The following is a 23,446-nucleotide window of genomic DNA, read 5'->3' on the forward strand; positions in this document are numbered from 1 at the left end:
CAATAAATTAATCATTAATAAATTAGCTATCAGCAAGTAAACGGTGAACAATAATAACCAGCACATAAATAAGCACTCATTATTAATACTACCCTCCTGACTTACTGCGCTACTTAGTTTTTAAAACAGTTTTTTAAAACGGTTTGTAGAACGATTTGAGGTATGACAATTTTTATTAAAATACTTATCAAAGCGTTAGCGCTCATATCTAGCAGCAGCGATTATTATTGAAAATCTTTTTACTATCTATTTTCAACATCTACTATTCAGCAGTTACTACCGTATTTTCATCTTCAACCACTGATGGCTGTTGTGCAGGTGCTGCAGCTACCGCAGGTTCTTGGATAAGACTGGCTGACGCCGCAATAGGTTCAGGCACGATACCCAAGCTTTCCATCTTTAATGCCAATACTGCACGTGTTTCTTGACGGTTACGTAACAATTCCCAAGCATTATTGTAAGATTTAACCGCTGAGTCTTTATTATCTTGTGCTAGATAAATATCACCCAATAGCTCTTGTTGACTCGCTTCAAACGAGCTTGGCATATCATTATTGGCTTCAGCCAAGGCGGCGTCGGCATCACCAGCCGCTAGTAACGTCTTCGCATAGCGTAGACGGGTAATCGCTTCTAAGCCTGCATCACCCAAATCAATTGCTAGTGCCTTTTTAAAGGTCTCACCCGCACCTTTAAAGTCATCGTTATCCACTTGTTGACGGGCTTTAATCATCAGCGCTTGCCATGCATAGACAGAGCTACCATGGGTGCTCACTAAAGCATCAATATCTTTATCTAACTGTTTACGGCTCTCCGCCAGTGACGCTTGCGCCTCTGCTTCTAAATCTGGGTTCTGTGACGCTAGGCTGACTTCTTCATTTAAACGCTGAATATCCGCATAATGGTCGGCTGCAACCGTATCGACGCGTGCATGGTTATTTTGCCAATACGTCCAGCCGAAATAGGCGGCCAACGCCAATAAAATCGCGGTGACAATATAGCTGCCATACTGCTTTAATGCTTGCATTGAATTGTCTGTATTTGGCGAATTGGGTGTCAGAGCCATATATTTTTACCTGATAAAAGTGTTATTAAATTATGAATGCTAAAGCCACCATCGATTATTGGCGAACCAAGTTTTCTTTTACTAACGATCAAAGTTTTCTTTAGTCGATAGCCAATCTGTCGCAACCGTTTGTTGCTCACCCGTCTGCATATCTTTAATACTAATGGTATTATCATCGAGCTCTTGCTGGGCGATAATCACTGTTAATGCAGCGCCTGACTTATCCGCTTTTTTCATTTGTGCTTTTAAGCTGGTTGCGCTCGCCATTTTTACCCGTAGGTCAGGACGGCTGTAGCGCAGCTCTTGCGCATAACCAATACCCGCACTATAAACTTCTGGATGAGCAACCACAAAAACGTCACAAGCTGGCAGCTCTGCAATCGGTGCCACAGCTTCGATAAGTAATAACAGACGCTCAAGTCCCATCGCAAAGCCAACCGCGGGCTCAGACTTCACTGGTTTATTATGCCCTTTATCATCAGGGGTACCGATAGATTTTAATTGCCCAATCAAACCATCATAACGACCACCAGCACAGACGGTCGCTTGACTGCCAAGCTTATCAGTTACCCACTCAAAAACGGTTTTATTATAGTAATCAAGACCACGTACTAAGTGCGGGTTAATCTCAAACTCAATACCAAGTGCGGTTAAATACGCTTGTACCTGCTCAAAATGCGCCTTGCTCTCGGCACCCAAAAACTCAGCAAGCTTTGGTGCATCTACCAATAACGCTTGGGTACTCGCCTCTTTACTGTCCAAAATACGCAGCGGATTGGTCGTTAAACGGCGCTTACTATCTTCATCTAACTGCTCTTGCTTATCAGTCAGATAAGCAACCAGTGCTTCGCGATAAGCATGACGCTCATCAAGCTCACCCAAACTATTAAGCTCTAAGCGCATCTCGTCTTTTAGACCCAATTCCTGCCACATTAGATGCGTCATGGCAATCAGCTCGGCATCGGCATCCGGTAGCGCACTACCAAAGCTTTCGACACCCAATTGATGAAACTGACGGTAGCGACCTTTTTGCGGACGCTCATAGCGAAACATCGGACCGATATACCAAAGTTTCGGCGTATCACCGCGCAATAAATTGTGCTCAATCACTGCACGTACTGCCCCTGCCGTACCTTCAGGACGTAAGGCCAATGGCGTTGGCGGCTCAGACTTATCGGTAAAGCTATACATCTCTTTTTCGACGATATCGGTTGCGCCGCCGATAGCACGGGCAAACAAATCGGTTTGCTCAACGATAGGCAGACGAATATGCTCATAACCGTATCTGCCCAGCACATCAGCCAATATCGACTCTAAGTGCAGCCATTTTGCAGACTGTTCAGGCAAAATATCATTAAACCCTTTGATAGCTTTAATCATGGTACGGTCGCATCCTTAAATTTTTTAACAAAGTACTCTATTACTCATTATTTTTGTCGTGACGCTTATACATTAAGCTTTAAATGGCTCAGCGTCTTACGCTTACTTTACACGAATGATTTCATTCTCACGTTTTTTCGCCAAATCTTCAGCATGAGCACGTACCATGCCTTCAATCTCATCGACCAAATTATTGGTATCAATCAAATGGCTTTTTTCGCCCATACGGTAGACCAGTGATTTTGGTGCCGCGCCGACAATACCAATGTCCGCTTCTTTCGCTTCACCCGGACCATTTACTTTACAGCCAATCACTGACAAATTCATCGGTTCACGGATATCTTCTAAACGTGATTCTAACGCCGTCATCACTCTAATGACATCAAACTCTTGGCGCGAACAGCTTGGGCAAGCGATAAAGTTAACGCCATTTGAGCGAATGTTTAGCGACTTTAAAATATCAAAGCCGATTTTAATCTCTTCTTCAGGCTCTGCGGCTAAGGAGATACGAATGGTATCGCCGATGCCATCTAGTAATAGCCCGCCAAGTGCAATCGCAGATTTAACCGCGCCCGTACGATAAACACCGGCTTCGGTGACGCCTAAATGTAGCGGATTATCAATCTGTGCAGAAATCAGGCGATAAGCGTCTAACGTCAAAAACACATTGCTGGCTTTCACCGACACTTTATATTGATCAAAGTTCAAGCGCTCTAATATATCGATATGGCGCATGGCTGATTCAAGCATCGCCGCGCCGGTTGGCTCAGTATATTTACGCTGAATGTCTTTTTCCAATGAGCCTGCATTAACACCAATACGAATAGGAATATTGTAATGCTTGGCACAAGCAACCACTTCACGCACTTTGGCGTCGCTACCGATATTACCAGGGTTGATACGCAGGCAGTCGGCACCGGCTTCAGCAACGGCCAAGGCAATTTTATGATCAAAATGCACGTCAGCAATCAAGGGTACGCTGACACGCTTACGAATTTCCGCAAAGGCTCTTACCGTATCCATCGTCGGCGTCGATACGCGCATCAAATCCGCCCCTGCTTCAACGCAGCGCTCGATTTGGGCAACGGTCGCTGCCACATCACAAGTATCGGTATTGGTCATACTTTGCACGCTAATCGGTGCATCACCACCAATCGCGACATCACCGACATATATTTTTTTAGTAAGACGACGGTTAATAGGCGCTGACGTTGACATAGACAAACCCTTTCATTGGAACAAATTAGAACGAAAAAAACTGGAAACAAACATCGCTTTTATAACGCTAATAAATTTTTAAGACCAATAGCTTTTTAACACCCATAATTTTCTTAAGACTAATTACTATTTAACACTAACAATAACGGTTTTAAAAATAGCAATCACTGGAAAAATTAGCGCTCACTTTAAAACCAGTCATTTAATAAACTAACAAATTAATAAACCCGTTATTTAAAAACTAAGGCGCTAGCTCAAAACTGGCCTGCGTACCTGTAGCATAACTGTCTAGAGCTACCGCTTCTTGATTAAGCATCAAGCTGACATTTTTAACATTATCAATCAGTACATTAAAGGGCGGCATACCAGATAATTGATAATTACCAGCAGTCTGCGAACCAGCTATCAAGCTATTACCGGTAGCGTCAGTGATAGTGACGACAGCGGCATCTGTCAGCTTAACGTCTAGCGTAGCTGGTGCCATACTTGCATCGCCGCCCAAGTTAAGTGCTGAACCAGAAGCACCAACGCCATTAGCATCGGTATCAATCGCCGCACCTTGCGCTTGTTCTAGCGCTGAGATGTCTTCACTGCTGGTTACTGGCGGCTGATTATTGTCTTTACTGGCATTACTGACCATACGAAATAGGAAAATCGCTAAGATAATGACACCAATGACCGCGATGATTAATAATGGATTAAAACGGATACGGTTATGAGTATCGCGCTGTAGGGTACCCATTGGGCGTAGTGGCGACTCAATATTGTTGGTTGAGCGCGACTTTAGCTCAGTTGGGTAAGCAGCATCGAAGCTATTGGCTATTTTGACTGGATCTAAACCCAAAAACTTTGCATAGTTAATCGCAAAACCACGCGCAAACGCCGCCTGCGGTAAATCTGCAAAATTTTCATTTTCTAAGGCTTGCAAATGTCGTTTTAAAATAAATAACTCGGCGGCCGCGTCCTCCAAGCTGACTTGCTTAGTTTTGCGGGCTTGCTGCAACATGGCACCAAATGATCCCTGAGCGTTAGATTGAGTGTTTGATGATGGGGTGGTCATTTCCATGGTGCCTCTGGATTGTTAAGCCAAGTCTTAAGTTGTTTTGCTTCATCGCTTAGTGTATAAGCGGATAAAAGCTGCTGTGCCAATTGCTGGCGGGTTGCTATGTTATTTTGTGCTGCCGCAAGTTTGATACCTTGCAATAGCAAGCGCGGGCTAATACCCTGCCCTTGTACCAGCATCAAAGTTTCGTCATAAAGCCTTTGTGCTTGCTGCACACGCTGCTGCTCGAGTAATAAATCGACCAATTCAATGTGTGCAATCACACTATTGCGGTTACCATCTAAGGCACGCAAAAACGCTTTGGCAGCGGCTGGATGATCATTCAGCTGAAGATAAGTGCGTCCTAAGTTTTCTAACGCCCCAATACGACCTTCGTAACCAAGTGCTGCCCCTGCAATCTCAAACTGCGCCGCCGCCTCTTTATAGCGCTTCATCTGCGACAGATAAACGCCATAATTGTTGTGGGCTTGATCAAAATCTTTATCAAGCGTAATGGCTTTTTTAAAGTATTGATCGGCTTTTTCAAGATTAAGGCGACTGCCCTCTTGCTGCAACAAAACGCCCATCATATCATAGGCTGGCGCATAACGGCTATCGGCAGCAAAGGCTTTTTCAAGTTGACGCTGAGCGGTATCAAGCTCATTTTTGCGGATATATTGTGCCGCAAGTGAGGTGCGAACGCGAGCAATTTCTTGCTGATCCAAATTACGATTGTCACTCGGCCGCGTTGAGGTTTGATAAGGCGTACCACCGGTTAAATCCGTGGTCGTTGTACTCTGGCAACCGCTAAGTAGCAAGGCACTTAAAGCGCTGGCTAACAAAATAACGTTTGCGCCGCGCTTTTTGGCAATACGGACAACATTGACACTCGATTGCTGCGCCGTCTGAGAAATAAATGTTTGATATTTGAACTGACAAAGATTTTTAAAAGTCATCATAGCCGCCATCATAAAACTGAGGTTCAATGCGTTCGATCTTCGAGGCATCAGTTTAATAGATTTAGCCCCCATAAGTACAATTTATTGTGATTAATTGCGCCGCACTCAATTATTACTGCCAATGACTACATTTTATTACTGTTGTGAGACAAAAACGACAGCTAGGCATTTAATCTGAATGCTTAAGCCCATTACTACATCTAAATGCTCAATCAGAAAATAGTTAACGCTGTAGTATTTAACTCTACAATGTTAGCCCTGCATTATTAACGCTGCACTAAATATTTTCGCGATCTTTAATGCTTTGCTGCCAAGCTGCTGAGCGGCGCGTTCTGTCAGCGACTTGTCCAACCAATTGACCACAAGCGGCATCAATATCATCACCACGCGTTTGGCGAATGGTGCAAACAAAACCCGCTTGGCTTAAGATATCACTAAAGGCATGAATACGATTATTGCTTGATTTGTCATACGGCGCATGTGGGAACGGATTAAACGGAATTAGGTTAATTTTACTTGGTAAACCTTCTAATAACGCCACTAATTGATGGGCATGCTCATTACGATCATTGACGCCATCAAGCATGACATATTCAATTGTCACATGTTTTTTATGACGCGGATTGACATCGTAAACGTAGTTTTTTGCTGCGGCAATCAGCTCTTCTAGCGGATACTTTTTATTAATAGGCACCAGCTCATTACGCAGCTCATCATTTGGCGCGTGTAAGGAAATCGCCAAGGCTACATCGATATCTTGCGCCAATTGGTACATTTTTGGTACGACGCCCGACGTTGATAAGGTGACGCGGCGCTTTGATAGCCCATAAGCATGGTCGCTCAGCATCAACTCCATCGAACCAACCACGGGTTTATAGTTTAACAATGGTTCGCCCATGCCCATCATGACGACGTTAGTGACGTTATTTTCCCATAAACTATGGTCAACGTTTTCTAAACTGTCATTGTCATCGGTCATATAAGAGGCATTGGCCACCCATAATTGTCCGATGATTTCAGCGGCGCTTAAATCACGCTCAAAACCCTGCTTACCAGTACTACAGAAGCTACAATCTAATGCACAGCCTACCTGCGAAGAGATACAGAGAGTTTTACGACCGTTTAACTTGCTGTCGTCGGCTGGAATCAAAACTGTCTCAACCAATGAGCCGCCCGTGACTTCAAAAACCCATTTACGCGTACCATCATCACTATATTGACGATGAATTACTTTTGGCGGAACAACACAGGCATTGGCTGACAATTTATCACGCAATGATTTGCTCAAATTGGTCATTTGCTCAAAGTCGGTTACACCCTGCTGATAAATCCATTTAATGACTTGCGTCGAGCGGAACGGCTTTTCGCCGATGCTCTTAAAATAATCCACCAGTTGCGCTTGGGTCATGCCCAATAGATTGGTTTTTGCCTGCGCCTCATCAACGAGCTTAATGCTATTCGCAGGCTTTGTTGGGATATGTTGGATGGGTGTTTGAGAAGTCGACATAATAGGGAACCTTTTTGCAGCCATTGCGATAAGCGCTGCAATTATTGAGATGGGCGTTGCCAGTCATACATTATGTATATACGTTATGTATGAGTGCAGGAGCAATCCATTATGAGCGCATTTTTTATCGAGGCATTGGTAAATACTTAAAAAGCATAAAAACCTGATGAAAACATGCTGATAAGGGATTGATAATGCTCAGTAAAACTAATAATGAGGCAAGTGACTAGAAATTTCAATGAGTCATTTTAATGATTCATAATAAAATACCGGAATATTATAATAGCTAAAACGGCTTATACCCTAAGATATAAGCCGTCTCGCCACACTAATTATTAATAACCAACATCATAAGCTGATATCAATAATTATTGCTATTAACGCGTACGTGCACAAACTTCATCTTCATTGAAGAAGTAGCTGATTTCACGTGCTGCTGATTCAGCTGAATCTGAACCATGAACGGCGTTTTCATCGATGCTGCTAGCGAAGTCAGCACGGATAGTGCCTTCAGCGGCGTCTTTTGGGTTAGTAGCGCCCATGATATCGCGATGCTTAGCGATAGCGTTTTCGCCTTCTAATACTGATACCAATACTGGACCTGAAGTCATAAATGAAACTAGGTCATTGTAAAATGGACGTTCAGCGTGCTCAGCGTAGAAACCGCCTGCTTTTTTATCATCAAGTTGCATCATTTTAGCCGCAACAATTTTTAGACCTGATTTTTCAAAACGGTCGTAGATAGCGCCGATGTTATTGCCAGCAACTGCGTCAGGTTTGATGATAGATAAAGTACGTTCGTTAGCCATGAAAAGCTCCTAATGGATGAGGGGGTTAAAAAATTGAACTAAAATAAGAAATGAAATAATAAAGAAGTCGCTTTATCACGAACCTCTCATTTTATCTCCGACTACTATATTGGCTTAGACTTATTGAAATAATTCATGATTTATCAATATAAATTCAAGACAGACCAACACAGAATTATTGCTTATCAAAACGTGAAAAAGGACTCCACTTGATGTTAGGGTGAAATTGAATTTCGCCTAGCGTTTCGTTTATTATATTATATCTTTACACAAATAATATATTGAAATAAATTATTGTAAACTTTAGAGTTTATATTATATCAAAAAAAATGAATCGGCGTTATGAAAATCAACAAAGCGTATAAATTTAGGCTTGAGCCTAATGCAGAGCAACAGATTATTCTAAATAATCTTGTCGGCTCTGCACGTTTTGTTTGGAATCAAATGCTAGCGATCTCATTTGAGATGTTTGCTAAAAATGAATTTATTAATGCCACCAACTTGGTTAATAAAATCATAGATCTAAAGAACAATCCTGATTTTGACTTCTTAAGAACCCATGCCAATGCCGTGTCTTTACAGCAGAAAATACGTGATCTCGCCTCTGCTTGGTCACGATTTTTCGACTCTAAAACTCATACCAGGTTAAAAGAAAATAAAAAGAAACCTCGTAAACCCAAGTTTTTTTAAGCTAGTAGACGGTACAGAGATTCAACTACGCCCACTGATGCCACGCTTTAAGCGTAAATCAGATGGCCGCGACTCAATTCGCTTGGTTCAGTTTGATAAGTATTGCCGTATTGAAGGCAACCGCGTCAAACTACCTAATGGCGTGGGCTTTGTGAAATTTAAAAAATCACAAGATATCATCGGCACCATTAAAAACGTCACCATCAGCAAGAAATCAGGTCACTGGTACGTGTCGTTTGGCACTGAGCGAGCATTATCTGAGAACCCAATTCACCCCTCTACAAGCGCCATAGGTATTGATTTAGGTATCACCAAACTCATTACCACCTCAGACGGTCAATACATCAAACCCAAAAACAGTTTTAAAGCTAATCAAGTTAAACTTGCTAAGCTGCAACGTGGATTGGCAAAGAAAGTAAAATTCAGTGCCAACTGGAAAAAGCAAAACCGTAAGATTCAAAAGCTCCACCATCATATCGCTAACATTCGCCATGACTACTTGCATAAAATCACCACCACAATCAGCAAAAACCACGCCATGATTGCTTGTGAAGACTTAAAAGTCGCCAATATGTCGAAATCAGCAAGCGGAACGAAGGAGAAAAAAGGTCGTCATGTCAAAGCCAAGTCAGGATTGAACAAATCTATCTTAGATCAAGGCTGGGGCATGATGGTTAATATGCTTGAGTACAAGCAGCAATGGCAAGGTGGGTTGCTCATTAAAGTAAACCCACGCTACACCAGCCAAACCTGCTTTGAATGCAAGCATATTGCTAAGGAAAATAGACGCATTCAAGCAAACTTTGAGTGCGTCAAATGCACATATATTGCGAACGCAGATGTTAATGCGGCTCGTAATATACTCGCGGCAGGACATGCCGTGTTGTCTGCGGAGGGAGGACGCGGTAAAGGTCGCCCTTTGAAACAGAAAACTTGTGACGGTCGTGAGAAAGTCGCCTAAGAGCGTTTGCTTTTAGAATTCCCCACTTGAGCTTGGCGAAAGTGGTGGGAGTATGTCAATATAATGATTGACGCTATAAATGCTAGCATTAATTTAGGAAAGTCACTTGCATAAAGCCAAAACTTACCGCTCATTTGTCAAATATTTATGATTTATTGCTACCAAAAAACCCCAATGCTGAGCATTAGGGTTTTATGAATTACTTATAACATAGCTGTTTAACTAATTAAGCATCATACGGATCGCGTAATACAATCGTTTCTTCACGGTCAGGACCGGTTGAGATGATATCAACTGGGCAACCAATCAATTCTTCGATACGTTTGATATATATTTTGGCGTTTTCTGGTAGGTCGTCATAGTTTGTGATACCAACGGTTGACTCGCTCCAACCTTGTAGGGTTTCGTACTTAGGCGTTACTGACTCATAGAATTCAGCATCATGCGCGCCAGCACACTCAGTCTCAGGTAGATTATAACCAACACCGATTAGCAACTCTTCTAGACCGTCTAATACGTCAAGCTTAGTCAAGCAGATACCTGACATAGAGTTAAGTACCACAGCACGGCGTAATGATTCGGCATCGAACCAACCACAGCGACGGGCGCGACCAGTCGTTGCACCAAACTCATGACCGACTTTGGCTAAATGCGCGCCAACATCATCAAACAATTCAGTTGGGAACGGACCGCTACCAACACGCGTGGTATACGCTTTAGTGATACCCAATACATAGTCTAAATACAGTGGACCGATACCCGTACCAGTAGATACACCGCCCGCAGTTACGCTAGAGCTGGTCACAAACGGATAAGTACCATGGTCGATATCAAGCAACGTACCTTGCGCACCTTCAAACATCAGGTTCTTGCCAGCAAGACGTAATTGATTTAGGTCTTCGGTCACATCGGTAACCATACCTTTAATCTCTTCTTTCCACTCTTGGCAAAGCTTAAACGTCTCATCAAAATCAATGGCGTCAACTTTATAATACTGAGTCAGTTGGAAGTTATGATATTCGATTAAGTTACGTAGTTTTTCTTCTAAGTCATCACGGAACAAGTCAGCAAGCTTAATCGCACGGCGCGCAACTTTATCTTCATAAGCTGGACCAATACCACGACCTGTCGTACCGATTTTGCCAGTGCCACGTTTTGCTTCACGAGCTTGGTCAAGTGCCACATGATATGGCATGATGAGTGGACAGTTCGGTGAAATACGTAGGCGCTCACGTACTGGCACGTTGTTGTCTTCTAACTCTTTCATCTCTTTTAATAATGCGTCCGGTGCTAACACCACGCCATTACCGATGAAGCAAGTCACGCCTTCACGTAAGATACCTGATGGAATTAGATGTAAAACGGTGGTTTTACCATCAACGACTAGGGTGTGGCCAGCGTTATGTCCGCCTTGAAAGCGTGCAACTGCTGCGGCTTTTTCGGTCAGTAAATCAACGATTTTACCTTTACCTTCATCGCCCCATTGGCTACCCAAAACTACGACATTCTTACCCATGATTAATCCTTACCTTGATGTATTGAGGTGTGTGCAATAACGGTTTAAAACTGAAATTATGCTAAAAAATATAATTAAAAGTCATTCTTTAGCGATTTAATAACTCAGTCATTTAATGATATTTCTTTAAATAGATTTTAGATTCAAGATATAGCTTTTAAAATTAAATAGCGTTTAAATTTAGATAGCTTCTAACTGCCACTGATTATTCGCAAAGTTTAAACGATGCGTCATCGCTGCTGGACGGTCATCGAACGTTAATGGCATAGTGACGCGATAGCCTTGCTGACGTAAGCTTGTGACCTGCTGCAATAGTATTTGCATTTGTGCTTCATCAGCATTAGCCTGCTGTAATGCCTCATAATCAACCAATACAATAATCGGTGATTCAAGCTGAGTATGCGCCAGCAAACGGCTGACATCCATACTAAAGCCTGTCGCTTCACGTGGCTGCTTCGCACTTAATTGCCCCACGCTCTGCATACCATCAAAGCGCCCGCCACGTACCAGCGGCTGAGTTTCACTATTGATATAGCCGTTAAAGATAATGCCCGTATGATAATGATAGCCCGACAGTTCGGTCACATCGATACTGACTGGCGTCTGCCATTGCATCTCTAAATGTGCTTTTAGACGTTGTAGCTCATCGACAGCCGTCACGATATGTGTATCTTGCTTGGCAGTATCTGACAGTGTGTCTAATAACTTTGCCATATCATGACCAAAGCGGGCCAATGCGTAAAAATCATCACCCATTGTGAGTAACTGACAGACACGTTTTAGTTCTGGTAAATTTTTATTGGCATAAAGGTGCATCAATTGCTCGGTGTCATTATCCGACAATTCAGCCAGTGCCGCTAAACGCTTGAATATCGCCACATGACCCAAATCAATATGCAGCGCCGCGCTCATATCCAAGCTATTGACCATACTAAACAGCACATCTATCAGCTCAATATCGGCTGCAAGTTCGCCGCAACCAAATATCTCCGCACCCAACTGTAACGGGGTACGCGAGCCAAACAATCCTGAAGGCAAGGTATGAATCACGTCCCCTGCGTAGCAATAACGCGCAATACCATTACCGCCGTGATGGGCATCAATACGCAAAATCTGCGGGGTAATATCAGCTCGCACGCCCATCAAACGACCGGTCAGCTGATCGATAATCTTAAAGGTTTGGCGCTTTAAATCTTCTGAGGCTTCACTTAATAAAGACTCAGTAAACTCAATCATCGGCGGATTGACCAACTCATAGCCATGACTAATAAGCTGCTGGATCAATTGATGCCTAAGTACTTCTTGCTTATGGGCATCTTCAAACAACACATCGACGACCCCATCAGGCAGCAGCCAGCTGTTATTGGCAACATCGCTGCCAAAATTACTTAGATATGGCAAGCCATTAGCGGTAGCACGATTATCAGCAGGCTGAGTCGCCGCTGGTTTTGTCGTATTTGACTGGGCAGGTTTTGCAGAATCAGAACTGGCAGACACAATGAATCCTTGTTTGGCGTATCGCTTACCAAAAACGCGGTACTGATGCGGTACTAAAAGGTTGTATTTACAATTGCAGGGATGGAAGGCGTTTTGTATTTTTGACGCGCAACATCACTGACCCAATTATCTATAAGCAAACTAGGTGACCGCAAAAGGGTGAGTAATAAGTATAAGTTAAGTATAAGTTAGGATGATAAGACGAGTATCTTTATGCGCTAAAATTTATGCGATAGAAAACTATGATAAATAATCAAGGCACTTTATGCTTTAGTTTAGCATAGCAGCCAAGCTTCGCCTAGTGACAATTAACCCCAATTACCATCTAATTCATGGTCAATAAGTTTTAAAGCCTTCACTATTAATAAGGTATGCATTCAGAACGAATAAATGAAAATAAAAAGTAATACCTATCATTGATAAGAGTAACACGGAGTTATTTATGCTAACTATCTTTCATGATTTTTACTTATTTTCTAGAATCCAGTTTCTTAACATCACTGCTTATTAGCATTACTGTTTCTGTCAGCCTGAAGCGTTTGCAGTCTGTTGCTTGCCTAACGCCTTATCGGTAGACTCATGTTACACTAACACATATTTTATCTCGGAAAGCCTTATGTCAACTGATTACCACCCAAATCCTGCCATTAATCAAACCAACGTCCTCGGCACTGCCCTTGCCAGCTGTTGTTTTGACCCGCTTACTGGCTATTATCGCAATGGCTTTTGTCATACCGGCAACCACGATGTTGGTCAGCATACCGTGTGCGCTAAGATGACCAGCGAATTTTTAAACTTTTCTGCCAGTCGTGGCAATGACTTGATTACGCCGCTGCCTGAGTATGGCTTTGCCGGTCTACAGCCTGGTGATTACTGGTGTATTTGTGCGCTACGCTGGGTTGAAGCCTTAGACTTCGATATTGCTCCGCAAATAAAACTTGAAGCCTGTCACGAAAGCTTATTAAGTCTGGTTGATATCGAGACGCTAAAACGCTTTGCATTGTAGTTTGCAGAGAAGCAGTATGCAGAAAAAAATTCATTTTGGTCGCATGTCATAATCTATTTTAATTAATATTTATTTAATATTAACCACAGACTAAAGGAGAAGGTATGAAACAAGATGATGACCTGATTGTCAAACCGACAACTCGTATCACACCTGACTCTAATGTCAGCCTTATCGACCCTAACATGGGCGATGAGCGCTCTTATTTAGACAATTATGATAGCTATGACAGCTATATTTATGGCGATGCGGACGCGACGGTCGAGGATACGATTGAGACGATGACCGTCTATGACCCCGACTCTGAGCGCTATGAGGATATCGATTTATCCAGCGATGATGAAGTGGTCAATTGCTATGCTTACTCGCGTAAAACGGGCGAAAAAGTAAATAAAGTGGCGCTGAATGATGTCAGTCGCGCTTTAAGCAATAGTGGTCAGTTTATCTGGCTTGGACTTTATGACCCTAGTTTAGAGACCATGGTCAAAGTCAGAGATGCTTTTGAATTACATGAGCTGGCGATTGAAGATGCCTTTGCCGAACATCAGCGCGCCAAGGTTGAGAACTACGAAAATGACATGATATTTGTGGTGCTACGTACCGCCAAGCTCGAAGACAATATCATTCGCTATGGCACTACCGCGATATTTATGGGCAAAAACTACCTGATTACCATTCGAAATGGTCCATCTAACTCTTATATGCCGGTACGCGAGCACTGTCATCGTCGCCCAGAAAAGCTGCGCATGGGGCCTATCTTTGTCCTGCATGCTATTCTCGATTTTATCGTCGATAACTATATGCCGATTACCGATCGTTTGGGCAGTTATCTACGCGAACAAGAACGTAACATTTTCACTTATGAGTTTAATAAAGAAACGCTTAGAAATTTATATGAATTAAAATCCCAGCTGGTACATATGCGTGCGGTGATTTTACCGGTGCAAGACATCTGTAGTTTCTTTATCAATCATGATAAAAGTGACTTAATCTCGCCGTTTTCTCATGCTGCTAAACCCTACTTCCGAGATGTGAATGACCATTTGCTACATTCTTTGGATGCCATTAACGGCTTAAATGAGATGCTCAGCGTGGTCATGAATACCTATCTTGCTATGGTCAATATGGGACAGAATGAGGTGGTACGTAAGCTTGCCGCTTGGGCAGGTATTTTAGCGGTACCAACGGCGATTGCTGGTATCTATGGGATGAACTTTGATTTTATGCCAGAGCTACATTGGCAGTACTCTTATCTGGTTATCATGGCAGTTATTATCTCGTTATGTAGTTTTTTATACCTTAACTTTAAAAGGTTGGGTTGGCTATAAGTCAGAGCATGTCTTCATTTAAGACAGAAAAAGGGCTGCCATTGGTGAACTGACCCCCAAATATTGGACGGTTTAGTTTACCCCAAGGACTGAGTTCTGTATTGCACAGGACTCAGTCCTTTTAATTTAAGTTGAATACGCTCATGATTATAATAATGCATATACTCATGAATCTGTTGTTCTAACTGCTCAATCGTTTTCGGTTTCTCAATATAAATCGTCTCGCACTTCAGCGTACCGAAGAACCCCTCCATCAGTGCATTATCTAAGCAATTGCCTTTTCTGCTCATACTTTGCTTAATGCCATTCTGTTTAAGCGTCGTGCTAAACGGTTTCATTTGATAATGCCACCCTTGATCTGAATGCAGCATTAATCTCTTATCACGGCACGCCTTTGTCTTATTTAAAGCACTAGCTAGCATCTTACCAACTAAGTCATAAGTCGGTCTCTTTGAGAGCGTATAGCTGACAATCTCATTGTTATAACAATCAAGTATGGGCGATAAATACAGCTTATAATCACCCACCTTAAACTCAGTAATATCTGTGAGCCAGCGTGTGTTCGGTTTATCTGCAGTAAACTGGCGCTTCAAATAGTTCTTCGCAATCTTGCCTTGTTGTCCTTTGTAAGATCGGTACTTCTGACGTCTTATCTTGGCGCTAAGCTTCATGTCATGCATCAGCTTAGCGATGAGCTTATGGTTATGATAAACCCCTAACTGCTTTAGCGCTGCCGTAACTCTACGATAACCATACCTGCCCTTGTGCTTGTGGTATATCTGAGCAATATGATGTTTTAAGTCTGCATATTTGTCTTTAACATCAAACTGACACCTATGGTAGTAAAAGACACTCTTAGCTATCTTAGCGATGTTTAGCAAAGCAGATAAAGGGTGCTCTTGTCTTAGTGCTTCGATGAGCCTTGCTTTTTGCCTGCTTGTTCCTCCGCTTTGAGCAAGGCATCGAGCTTTTTTAGGTAGGCATTCTCTGCACGCAAATATTCCAGTTCACGCTTAAGCTCTGCTAAGCTCTTTTCATCATCTGGCTTGTCTGTGATAAATGGTTTGCTCATGGCGGTTCTACCTTTATGTTTAGATACGAGTCCAGACATACCCTGTAGTCGATAAGCTTTGTGCCAATGACTAATGAGCGCCGGTGAGCTGATGTTAAACTTCAGTGCCACCTCAGATTGACTTAAATCTTCTTTAAGCATGGTGGTTAGTACGTTAAGTTTAAACTCACTGCTGTATTTGGCCTTACTTGTCTTTGGCTTAATGGCATTTATGCCACCGCTTTGGTATTGCTTAACCCATTTGAGTACAAACTCTGGATTGACGTTAAACTTCTTAGCGATGGCGTGACTACTATGGCCTTGCCGATAGTATGCGATGACTTGCATCTTAAAGTCTAGATTGTAACGCATAAAAATACCCCATAAGTTGTGTCCAACTTATGGGGGTCAGTTCAGTTATATGCATATAACGCGCCCTTTTTATTGGGAATTTTCTTTATTAGGTGTTTTTTTAGTACACGCCCTTACTATGAGCCATTATTATTTTAAATAGCAGATTGCTCTCGCCTATACTTTAACCAGCCCTTAGCGAGGCTGATTTTTTCATCGCCATAGAGGTGTCTTTACTGGCTAAAGCAGCCGTTTTAGTAATAGGGCGCGATTGACCACCTTCAACTAAATGATTGCTACTTGCTTGGGTCATTAGTCCTTTGGCATAACGACAGCGGTCATCACGCTTTTTTAACGTCTCGGTATAATACCATTCGCATTGCAAAGCCTGCTCATTGATGTCCAATAACATATAGCCATGGTCGGTTTGGTTATTGAATTTTTGATGTGGATTTTCTTCTACTCCTGCGCCACTTTCTGGAAAGGCTAAAGAGGTCAGGGCAGGGCAGACAAATTCGACCGCAATGGAGCCTTTGCCAGTCGCTGGATTGTAGCTATTGCCATCAAAAGGATTTTGACAGACATCAAACGCAAATGAGGCATGATAGTCACCGGTTAAGACCACCGTATTATCGATGGCATTTTCTTCGATAAAGTCTAATAAACGCGTCCGCGCGCTGGCATAGCCATTCCAAATATCGCCAGAATTGGTCGCAGAAGAACCTTTAAAAGGCGCTAAAATGACTTGCTGCCCAAGGATTTGCCACGTTGCTTGCCGGCGTTTGCCCTCCAGCATCTTTAAATATAGCCAGTTTTCTTGCTCAAGCCCTAGCAGTTGACGTTCAGGCTCATTACTGGCAGCCGCATCAAGCTTTTCACGGCCAAATATGCGCGTATCTAGCATATTTAAATCAAACAATTTGCCAAACTCGAAACGTCTATAGATGCGTAATTGGCTGTCCAGCTCGTTACTACTGTCATCGCGAATGGGCATCCACTCATGATAGGCACGTACGGCGGACATTTTACGTTCTAGGTAACTGCCTTTGCTATCGGTGTGGAAGCGCGCGCCACCTTTCCATGAGTTATCTGCAATCTCATGATCATCCCAAACAGCGATAAACGGATGCTGGCGATGACATTCTTGTAAATCAACATCGGTACGGTAGCAAGCATAGCGGCGCCGATAATCGTCTAAACTAATGATTTCGTTTTTAGGAAACAGCGGGCGTTCTTCTTTTAAATCGTTATCGCGATAAAAGCCTTCTGGGTACTCATAGATATAATCGCCTAAATGTATGACGGCAGAGATGTCGGCTTGCTTGGCGATATTGGCATAGCCGTTAAAGTAACCAAAACCATAGTTCGAGCAGGAAACCACTGCCAAGCGCACGCGATCAACGTCACTCGCCGGCAGGTCTGGGTGCGGTATGGTACGTGTACGACCGATAGGAGAGAGATAGCCTAATGCTTCAAAGCCGTAGTAATAAGTGGTATTGGGTTTGAGATTCTTAGGGTCAACTTTTACGGTGAAATCAGATGCGGCGCTGGCTTTTGCTCGCCCTTGAGTAACGATGTTTTTAAGTGCTGGGTCTGTTGCAATCGTATAAGCAACAGGGATACTAGAGGCCTCAATACTACCGTCGTTGGTAATCCGTGTCCACAGTATTACGCGATCATGTAGCGGGTCGCCACTGGCAATACCATGCACGAAAGGCGCTGCCCCTTGATAGCCTAAGTCATCTAAATCATCAAGCTGATTTGGCGGCTTGACGTTATCGTCATCTGACGAACAAGCGCTCAGCTGCGTCAGTACCGTTCCGGCTACTGTTACCTGACCACCCAGTTTTATAAATGCACGTCTTTTCATGAGTCATCCTTGATATGAGTTGCAGATAAATTCCATTTATCCTTAATGATAGTAAATAATCTATATGAATAGGCTGGGTTAAGCAATCGCTAACCCAGCCTATTTCGTTAAAAAAACGCTCTTAATCGGTAACTTTATCAGTTACTTATTTGACGATGCTGCCGTAGCAACTTTGCAGCGATTTTGCCACCACTCTAGCAACCAGCTGTGTGCGATAGCTGGCATCTATCGCAGCATTGCCAAGCTCGACGATAGTCACTTGCTGCGGTGCTTGCTCACTCACGCAGCCACAAACTCTCCCTTTTACTTCTTCCTCTTGGGCGTCAGTCATCGCGACACTCGCAATGCGCCACGCGTTTTGTTTTTCAATTTGGCTACGGCATTGATTGTCAATGGCGGCTTTAAAGACATTCATACCAATCTCGTTTGCCGTGCCAATTGCCGTACCGGCATTAGAATTGACATCGGTTGTGGCACAGCCAGCTAGCGCAAATGTGGCCAGCATCATGGTTGAAGTAAGTAATTTTTTCATAAATTTTCCTATAAGGTTGTTCAGTATTATTGGCGGTCGTATGCTCTAAGCGCTATTTTCAGCTGCTTATTGTAGTGCTTAGCTATAGAGCGAATACAGCGTTTGCACTGTAGCATAATAGAGATGGATTTCGCCTTCAAAAAATTGAATGTTTAATAAAAAATATTGTCTAATTTAGGTGGCGTTATTCTGCTAAAGGGCGGTTATATAAGCGGCATTAACGAAGTAAATAAATGGCTAGCAGTAGCGTTATAAGAAAAGTGCTATTGATATATTTTTTAATAAAATATGATTTTAATAAAAATAGCTTGATGCATTTTTATGAAGAGCAGCGCGGATAAAGGTTTACAACCCCGTCAAAATTTGTTTAAATCATTTATAATATGAAACTTAGTATCGCATAGCGAAACTATAGATATGGTTTCGGCTGTTGATATATAGTTAAAGTACTTTGAAAACGGTACAGTGCTGCTGGGATTAATTTTGCGCAGCCTCTGTTAGCGTAGACACAGCACGCCAGTAAAATTTATACCAGCAGCACGTGACAAAAAAGGTTTCAGTTGTGTTTAAGATTAACCATAGCTTTGGTATAGCTTAGATTTGGATTGCAGCTTGTGACATATTGCTTAGCTCATTAAATATAGAGAACCATATCACTGGCTGTTTTTTGAACATAAGCACTCGCATCCATTAAAACATCGTAGCAATATATGACATGCCATGTTTTAATTGAGGAGACCCTAGGTTATGGAACGCTTAACTCCTGAGTTTATAGCGAAGGTCAGTGTCATACACTGAGGTTGGTAGTCAACAAGAATGAATGGCTACTACAGCTTTGTATTTAAGAACCATGTATTTAAGAACCTTGCGTTCAAGAACTTTGCATTCAAGTTTTTTTATAAACCCATTTTGCTTTATTTTATCAAGGAAGAAAATAATGAAGTCTATTTATAAGATGCCTCTATTAGCCGCCATGATTGCAGCCAGTATGACTCTGGTTGCTTGTTCAGACAAAGCGCCTGCTGATAATGCCGCTACTGACAGTGCTACTACCGACACTTCTACAGATACTGCCACCACAGCAAGCGACAAGCTCGAAACCAAGTTCGTCACTATTGCTACAGGGGGCGCCTCCGGTCCTTATAATATTATTGGAACGTCTTTAGCAGAGATTTATGCTAAAACCTTTGGTGTTAACGCCAAAACCCAAACGACAGGGGCGTCAGTAGAAAACGTCAATCTATTGACCCAAGGTAAAGTAGATATGGTACTCGCGCTTAGTGATGTGGTCACTGATGCGGTAGAAGGTAAAAATGACTTTAAGGCAGCGCCTATCACCAATATCCAGCAAATTGCCGTGCTTTATCCTAACGTCATTCAAGTGGTTGCCTCAGAGAAGTCTGGTATTAAAAATATTGAAGATTTAAAAGGTAAGCGTATTGCAGTTGGCGATCAAGGCTCTGGTACAGAGGTCAATGCTCGCACCCTGTTAGAAGGTTTTGGTATCACTTATGATGATGTCAAAGTCGACTATTTAGGCTTTGCCGATGCCGCCGATGCGATGAAAGCGGGTAAAATTGAAGCGGCGTTTTTTAGTAGTGGCTTACCGAACTCTTCATTATTAGAGCTAGAGCAAGGTATCAAATTGCAGCTGGTCACCATCAATCAAGATAAGCTCAAAAAAATTATCGAAACCAAGCCTTACTTTAAGACTTTTGAGATTCCTGCCGGTACCTATGGTAATGCTGCTGCTATTCCAACCACAGCCGTCATGAATGCCTTATTGGTGCGCTCTGATATCTCTGAGGATGATGGCTATAAGTTGACCAAAGCGTTATTTGAAAACTTAGAGGGCTTGAAAAACGCTCACCAAGCGGCGAATGATATCAGTTTAGAGACCGCTCAAGTCGGTATGGTAGCTCCTATTCATCCTGGTGCCAAAAAATACTATGATGAGCAAGCAGCCAAATAAACCTTTATGGTGGATAGCTGGCGCAGCAGCGATGGCTGCGCTGGTTTTATTGATACTATGGGCGATTTTTAGCCGCCAATCTGTCATTGAAATACGGGTAACGGGCGATACTAAAGCCGATAGCTTGGTATGTTATTTCGTTGAGCCTGACTTTCAATTACGCTGGATTCATTCAGTAGAAAAGCAGTGGTGGGAAGAGCAGTATCTTCGTGAAGCGGAAGGTTTACTACTAACCAATACCTATTTTCAAGCATTTGGTGCCGGTACGCCGTCTACCGAAAACGTTGCTCCTATCAAAAAGGATGGCTACGTCGGCTATCAAATCAACCAAAGGTTTCCCCATCTTAATTGGGTGGTATCAAGATTAACGCAAGGCGAAATTGATTATGCCGGTCAGCGTATTTTGATTCACCAATGGGTGCCAGATTATTCAGAAGTAACTATTATGCCCAAGGCTTATAGTCTAATCGATAGATTTAATAAGGATTTTTGTCATGAACTCCCAAGTGATGGATCACAATAGCGGGACTCCTATTTATAACGATGATGCAAATTCTAACGATGATGTGAATGCTAATGAAAATGCGATATTGGCACAGCAGACAAATGCGCATGTAGAGACTGAAGATTACGACGACGTTGATCCTAGTGTGACGCAAGCGATATTAGAAAAATATGATCGCGAGTCTATCACGCGTCATATTACCCAAGGTCCGGTGAAGTATATTATCGCTACCATTTGTATCTTATATTCCCTTTTTCATTTATATATTACCTTTAACCCCATGCCGTCACTATTGCAGCGCTCCGTGCATGTGGGCGTTGGCTTTGCGTTGATTTTTTTAATCTTTCCTGCCAGCAAAAAAAGCAGTCGTAAGCGGGTAGCATGGTATGACTGGATTTGGTTTGTGTTGTCTTTATCTGGCATGACCTACCTGATATACGAGTACCAAGATATTGTCACCAGTCGCGGCGGCATGGCAAATTCGGTCGATGTGATATTTTCTATTATCACCGTCATCTGCGTCCTTGAGGGCAGTCGTCGTATCACTGGTTGGATATTGCCCATACTGGCCTCTATATTTTTGCTATATCCCTTTGTCAGTCATCTGGACTTTATGCCGGATCGACTACTCACTCGTCCTTATGATATGGGCGATATTTTTGGTCAATTATTCCTAAAAACGGAAGGATTGTATTCAGTCGCAATCGGTGCCTCAGTCACCTTTATCTTTTTATTCATCCTCTTTGGCGCTTTTCTAGCGCGTTCTGGCATGGGTCAGCTGTTTAATGATTTGGCATTGGCGCTGGCAGGCGATAAAAAAGGCGGCCCTGCTAAAGTGGCTGTCATTTCAAGCGGCTTTATGGGCAGTATCAATGGTTCAGCCTTATCAAACGTCGTTAGTACCGGCGCGTTTACCATCCCCTTGATGAAAAAGGTTGGCTACCATAAGGATTTTGCGGGCGCTGTAGAGGCAAGTGCGTCGGTTGGTGGTCAGATATTACCGCCAATTATGGGCGCAAGTGCCTTTATTATGGCCGAGACCACAGGGCTACCGTATAGCACCATTGCTTTGGCAGCATTATTACCTGCTATCTTGTATTATCTAGGCGTTATCGCGCAGGTACATTTTCGCGCAGGTCGCCGAGACTTAAAAGGCATGGCAAAAGAAAGTTTGCCACAGGTAAAAGAGGTATTAAAAGCGCGCGGTCATATGTTATTGCCGATTGTATTTTTGATTTATTTATTAATACAAAATGTGCCGGTAGGCTATGCCGCTGCCTATACCATTGGCTTTACGGTTGTCATCAGTATGCTACGTAAAGAAACACGCATGGGCTTTAAGGATATTTTGGGTGCGCTAGAAGATGGCGCCCGTCAGTCGCTAGCGGTGATGGCTGCTTGTGCGGTCGTAGGTATTATTATTGGGGTGGTCAGCTTAACCAGCTTTGGTACGGTAATGACTTCTTCGATTGTCACTTTAGGGGCAGGGTCATTATTGCTAACCTTAATTTTAACCATGCTAGCGTCGATGGTTTTAGGAATGGGATTGCCATCGATTCCTGCATATATCATTACTGCAACCATGGCGGCGCCCGCATTAGCAGGGTTTGATGTGCCTATCTTAGCCGCGCATATGTTTGTCTTTTACTTTGGGGTATTTGCTAATATTACCCCGCCGGTCTGTTTGGCTGCTTTTGCTGGGGCTGGTATTTCGGGCGGCGATCCGATGAAAACAGGCTACTTATCATTAAAGCTGGCGTTAGCAGGTTTTATCGTCCCATTTATGTTTATTTATAATCCTGCGATGTTGATGATTGACCCGACAGGTCTTGCGGTCACGGCGAAAGAGTTCCCATTGCCACCGGTCATGGATATTGTGATTGCCGTTGTGACGTCGGTCGTTGGTGTGATTGGGCTTAGTGCGGCGTTAGAGGGTTATTTTAAAGGAAGTATGAATTCAATCACGCGTATCATTCTGGCCATTGGTGCTTTACTACTGATTTATCCTGGGCTTACCACAGGTTTGATTGGGGGTGTCATCATCCTTGGTATCGCGTTATTAAATATAAAAACCAGTAAGACGCCCGTGTTACCTCTAAACGTTTAACCTTATTTAGAGCGATAGTTTAGAGGCATAAAAAAGCGCGAATAGTAACTATCTACTATTCGCCCTTTTTATGTTTTTTCGT

18 protein-coding genes and 1 pseudogene are annotated in these 23,446 nt (G+C 42.9%); 6 read left to right on the forward strand and 13 right to left on the reverse strand.

The window, feature by feature from the left end:
- Positions 1–262 precede the first annotated feature (262 nt).
- The 7 genes from JMX94_RS02775 to ndk form a co-directional block, all read right to left on the reverse strand.
- Positions 263–1,063, reverse strand: coding sequence for a tetratricopeptide repeat protein (locus JMX94_RS02775; protein WP_201562985.1), 801 nt, complete (start codon positions 1,061–1,063; stop codon positions 263–265).
- A gap of 81 nt (positions 1,064–1,144) precedes the next feature.
- A complete protein-coding gene (gene hisS / locus JMX94_RS02780) occupies positions 1,145–2,443 on the reverse strand; it encodes a histidine--tRNA ligase (protein WP_201562987.1) in 1,299 nt (432 codons plus the stop codon).
- Between the two features lie 102 nt (positions 2,444–2,545).
- A complete protein-coding gene (gene ispG / locus JMX94_RS02785) occupies positions 2,546–3,661 on the reverse strand; it encodes a flavodoxin-dependent (E)-4-hydroxy-3-methylbut-2-enyl-diphosphate synthase (protein ID WP_201562989.1) in 1,116 nt (371 codons plus the stop codon).
- A 241-nt stretch (positions 3,662–3,902) separates the two neighbouring features.
- Positions 3,903–4,721, reverse strand: coding sequence for a helix-turn-helix domain-containing protein (locus JMX94_RS02790; protein WP_201562991.1), 819 nt, complete (start codon positions 4,719–4,721; stop codon positions 3,903–3,905).
- Positions 4,718–5,662, reverse strand: coding sequence for a type IV pilus biogenesis/stability protein PilW (gene pilW, locus JMX94_RS02795; RefSeq protein ID WP_227673483.1), 945 nt, complete (start codon positions 5,660–5,662; stop codon positions 4,718–4,720). Before pilW ends, JMX94_RS02790 begins: the two co-directional genes overlap by 4 nt.
- A gap of 277 nt (positions 5,663–5,939) precedes the next feature.
- Complete coding sequence (gene rlmN, locus JMX94_RS02800; protein WP_201562993.1) at positions 5,940–7,169, reverse strand: 23S rRNA (adenine(2503)-C(2))-methyltransferase RlmN; 1,230 nt, start codon at positions 7,167–7,169, stop codon at positions 5,940–5,942.
- Positions 7,170–7,546: 377 nt separating this feature from the next.
- Entirely contained in the window at positions 7,547–7,978 is a 432-nt protein-coding gene (gene ndk, locus JMX94_RS02805; RefSeq protein ID WP_193011877.1) for a nucleoside-diphosphate kinase, read from the reverse strand.
- A 342-nt stretch (positions 7,979–8,320) separates the two neighbouring features.
- Between ndk and JMX94_RS02810 the strand changes: the two are divergent.
- A pseudogene (locus tag JMX94_RS02810) lies at positions 8,321–9,629 on the forward strand (RNA-guided endonuclease InsQ/TnpB family protein).
- 226 nt (positions 9,630–9,855) lie between these two features.
- Here the strand turns inward: JMX94_RS02810 and JMX94_RS02815 are convergent.
- Both JMX94_RS02815 and JMX94_RS02820 read right to left on the reverse strand, forming a co-directional pair.
- Complete coding sequence (locus JMX94_RS02815; RefSeq protein ID WP_183619033.1) at positions 9,856–11,145, reverse strand: adenylosuccinate synthase; 1,290 nt, start codon at positions 11,143–11,145, stop codon at positions 9,856–9,858.
- 180 nt (positions 11,146–11,325) lie between these two features.
- Positions 11,326–12,642, reverse strand: coding sequence for an ATP phosphoribosyltransferase regulatory subunit (locus tag JMX94_RS02820; RefSeq protein ID WP_201562995.1), 1,317 nt, complete (start codon positions 12,640–12,642; stop codon positions 11,326–11,328).
- Positions 12,643–13,258: 616 nt separating this feature from the next.
- On the opposite strand from JMX94_RS02820, the gene JMX94_RS02825 reads away from it, so the two are divergent.
- Together JMX94_RS02825 and corA are read left to right on the forward strand one after the other, a co-directional pair.
- A complete protein-coding gene (locus tag JMX94_RS02825) occupies positions 13,259–13,648 on the forward strand; it encodes a DUF2237 family protein (protein ID WP_201562997.1) in 390 nt (129 codons plus the stop codon).
- Between the two features lie 104 nt (positions 13,649–13,752).
- The gene (gene corA / locus JMX94_RS02830) at positions 13,753–14,976 is read left to right on the forward strand and encodes a magnesium/cobalt transporter CorA (RefSeq protein ID WP_201562999.1); all 1,224 of its coding nucleotides are present in this window, start codon (positions 13,753–13,755) and stop codon (positions 14,974–14,976) included.
- A 77-nt stretch (positions 14,977–15,053) separates the two neighbouring features.
- Here the strand turns inward: corA and JMX94_RS02835 are convergent, their stop codons facing one another.
- The 4 genes from JMX94_RS02835 to JMX94_RS02850 form a co-directional block, all read right to left on the reverse strand.
- Positions 15,054–15,977 carry an IS3 family transposase gene (locus JMX94_RS02835; protein WP_201563054.1) on the reverse strand — a complete coding sequence of 308 codons (924 nt, stop codon included), beginning with the start codon at positions 15,975–15,977 and terminating at the stop codon, positions 15,054–15,056.
- A complete protein-coding gene (locus tag JMX94_RS02840; protein ID WP_201563001.1) occupies positions 15,881–16,399 on the reverse strand; it encodes a helix-turn-helix domain-containing protein in 519 nt (172 codons plus the stop codon). The genes JMX94_RS02835 and JMX94_RS02840 overlap by 97 nt, the downstream gene beginning before the upstream one ends.
- 163 nt (positions 16,400–16,562) lie before the next feature.
- Positions 16,563–18,248: an alkaline phosphatase gene (locus JMX94_RS02845; protein WP_201563003.1), complete on the reverse strand. Its 1,686-nt coding sequence runs from the start codon at positions 18,246–18,248 to the stop codon at positions 16,563–16,565.
- 145 nt (positions 18,249–18,393) lie between these two features.
- On the reverse strand, positions 18,394–18,780 hold the full coding sequence (locus tag JMX94_RS02850; RefSeq protein WP_201563005.1) for a hypothetical protein: 387 nt from the start codon (positions 18,778–18,780) through the stop codon (positions 18,394–18,396).
- A gap of 937 nt (positions 18,781–19,717) precedes the next feature.
- On the opposite strand from JMX94_RS02850, the gene JMX94_RS02855 reads away from it, so the two are divergent.
- Genes JMX94_RS02855 through JMX94_RS02865 form a run of 3 tightly spaced genes read left to right on the forward strand, consistent with a single transcriptional unit; the run spans position 19,718 to position 23,364 of the window.
- Entirely contained in the window at positions 19,718–20,752 is a 1,035-nt protein-coding gene (locus JMX94_RS02855) for a TAXI family TRAP transporter solute-binding subunit (protein ID WP_201563007.1), read from the forward strand.
- Positions 20,730–21,275: a DUF1850 domain-containing protein gene (locus JMX94_RS02860; protein ID WP_201563009.1), complete on the forward strand. Its 546-nt coding sequence runs from the start codon at positions 20,730–20,732 to the stop codon at positions 21,273–21,275. Before JMX94_RS02855 ends, JMX94_RS02860 begins: the two co-directional genes overlap by 23 nt.
- Complete coding sequence (locus JMX94_RS02865; protein WP_201563011.1) at positions 21,247–23,364, forward strand: TRAP transporter permease; 2,118 nt, start codon at positions 21,247–21,249, stop codon at positions 23,362–23,364. Before JMX94_RS02860 ends, JMX94_RS02865 begins: the two co-directional genes overlap by 29 nt.
- Positions 23,365–23,446 lie beyond the last annotated feature (82 nt).

This window comes from Psychrobacter sp. CMS30, from assembly GCF_904846565.1.
Classification (GTDB): Bacteria; Pseudomonadota; Gammaproteobacteria; order Pseudomonadales; family Moraxellaceae; genus Psychrobacter; species Psychrobacter maritimus.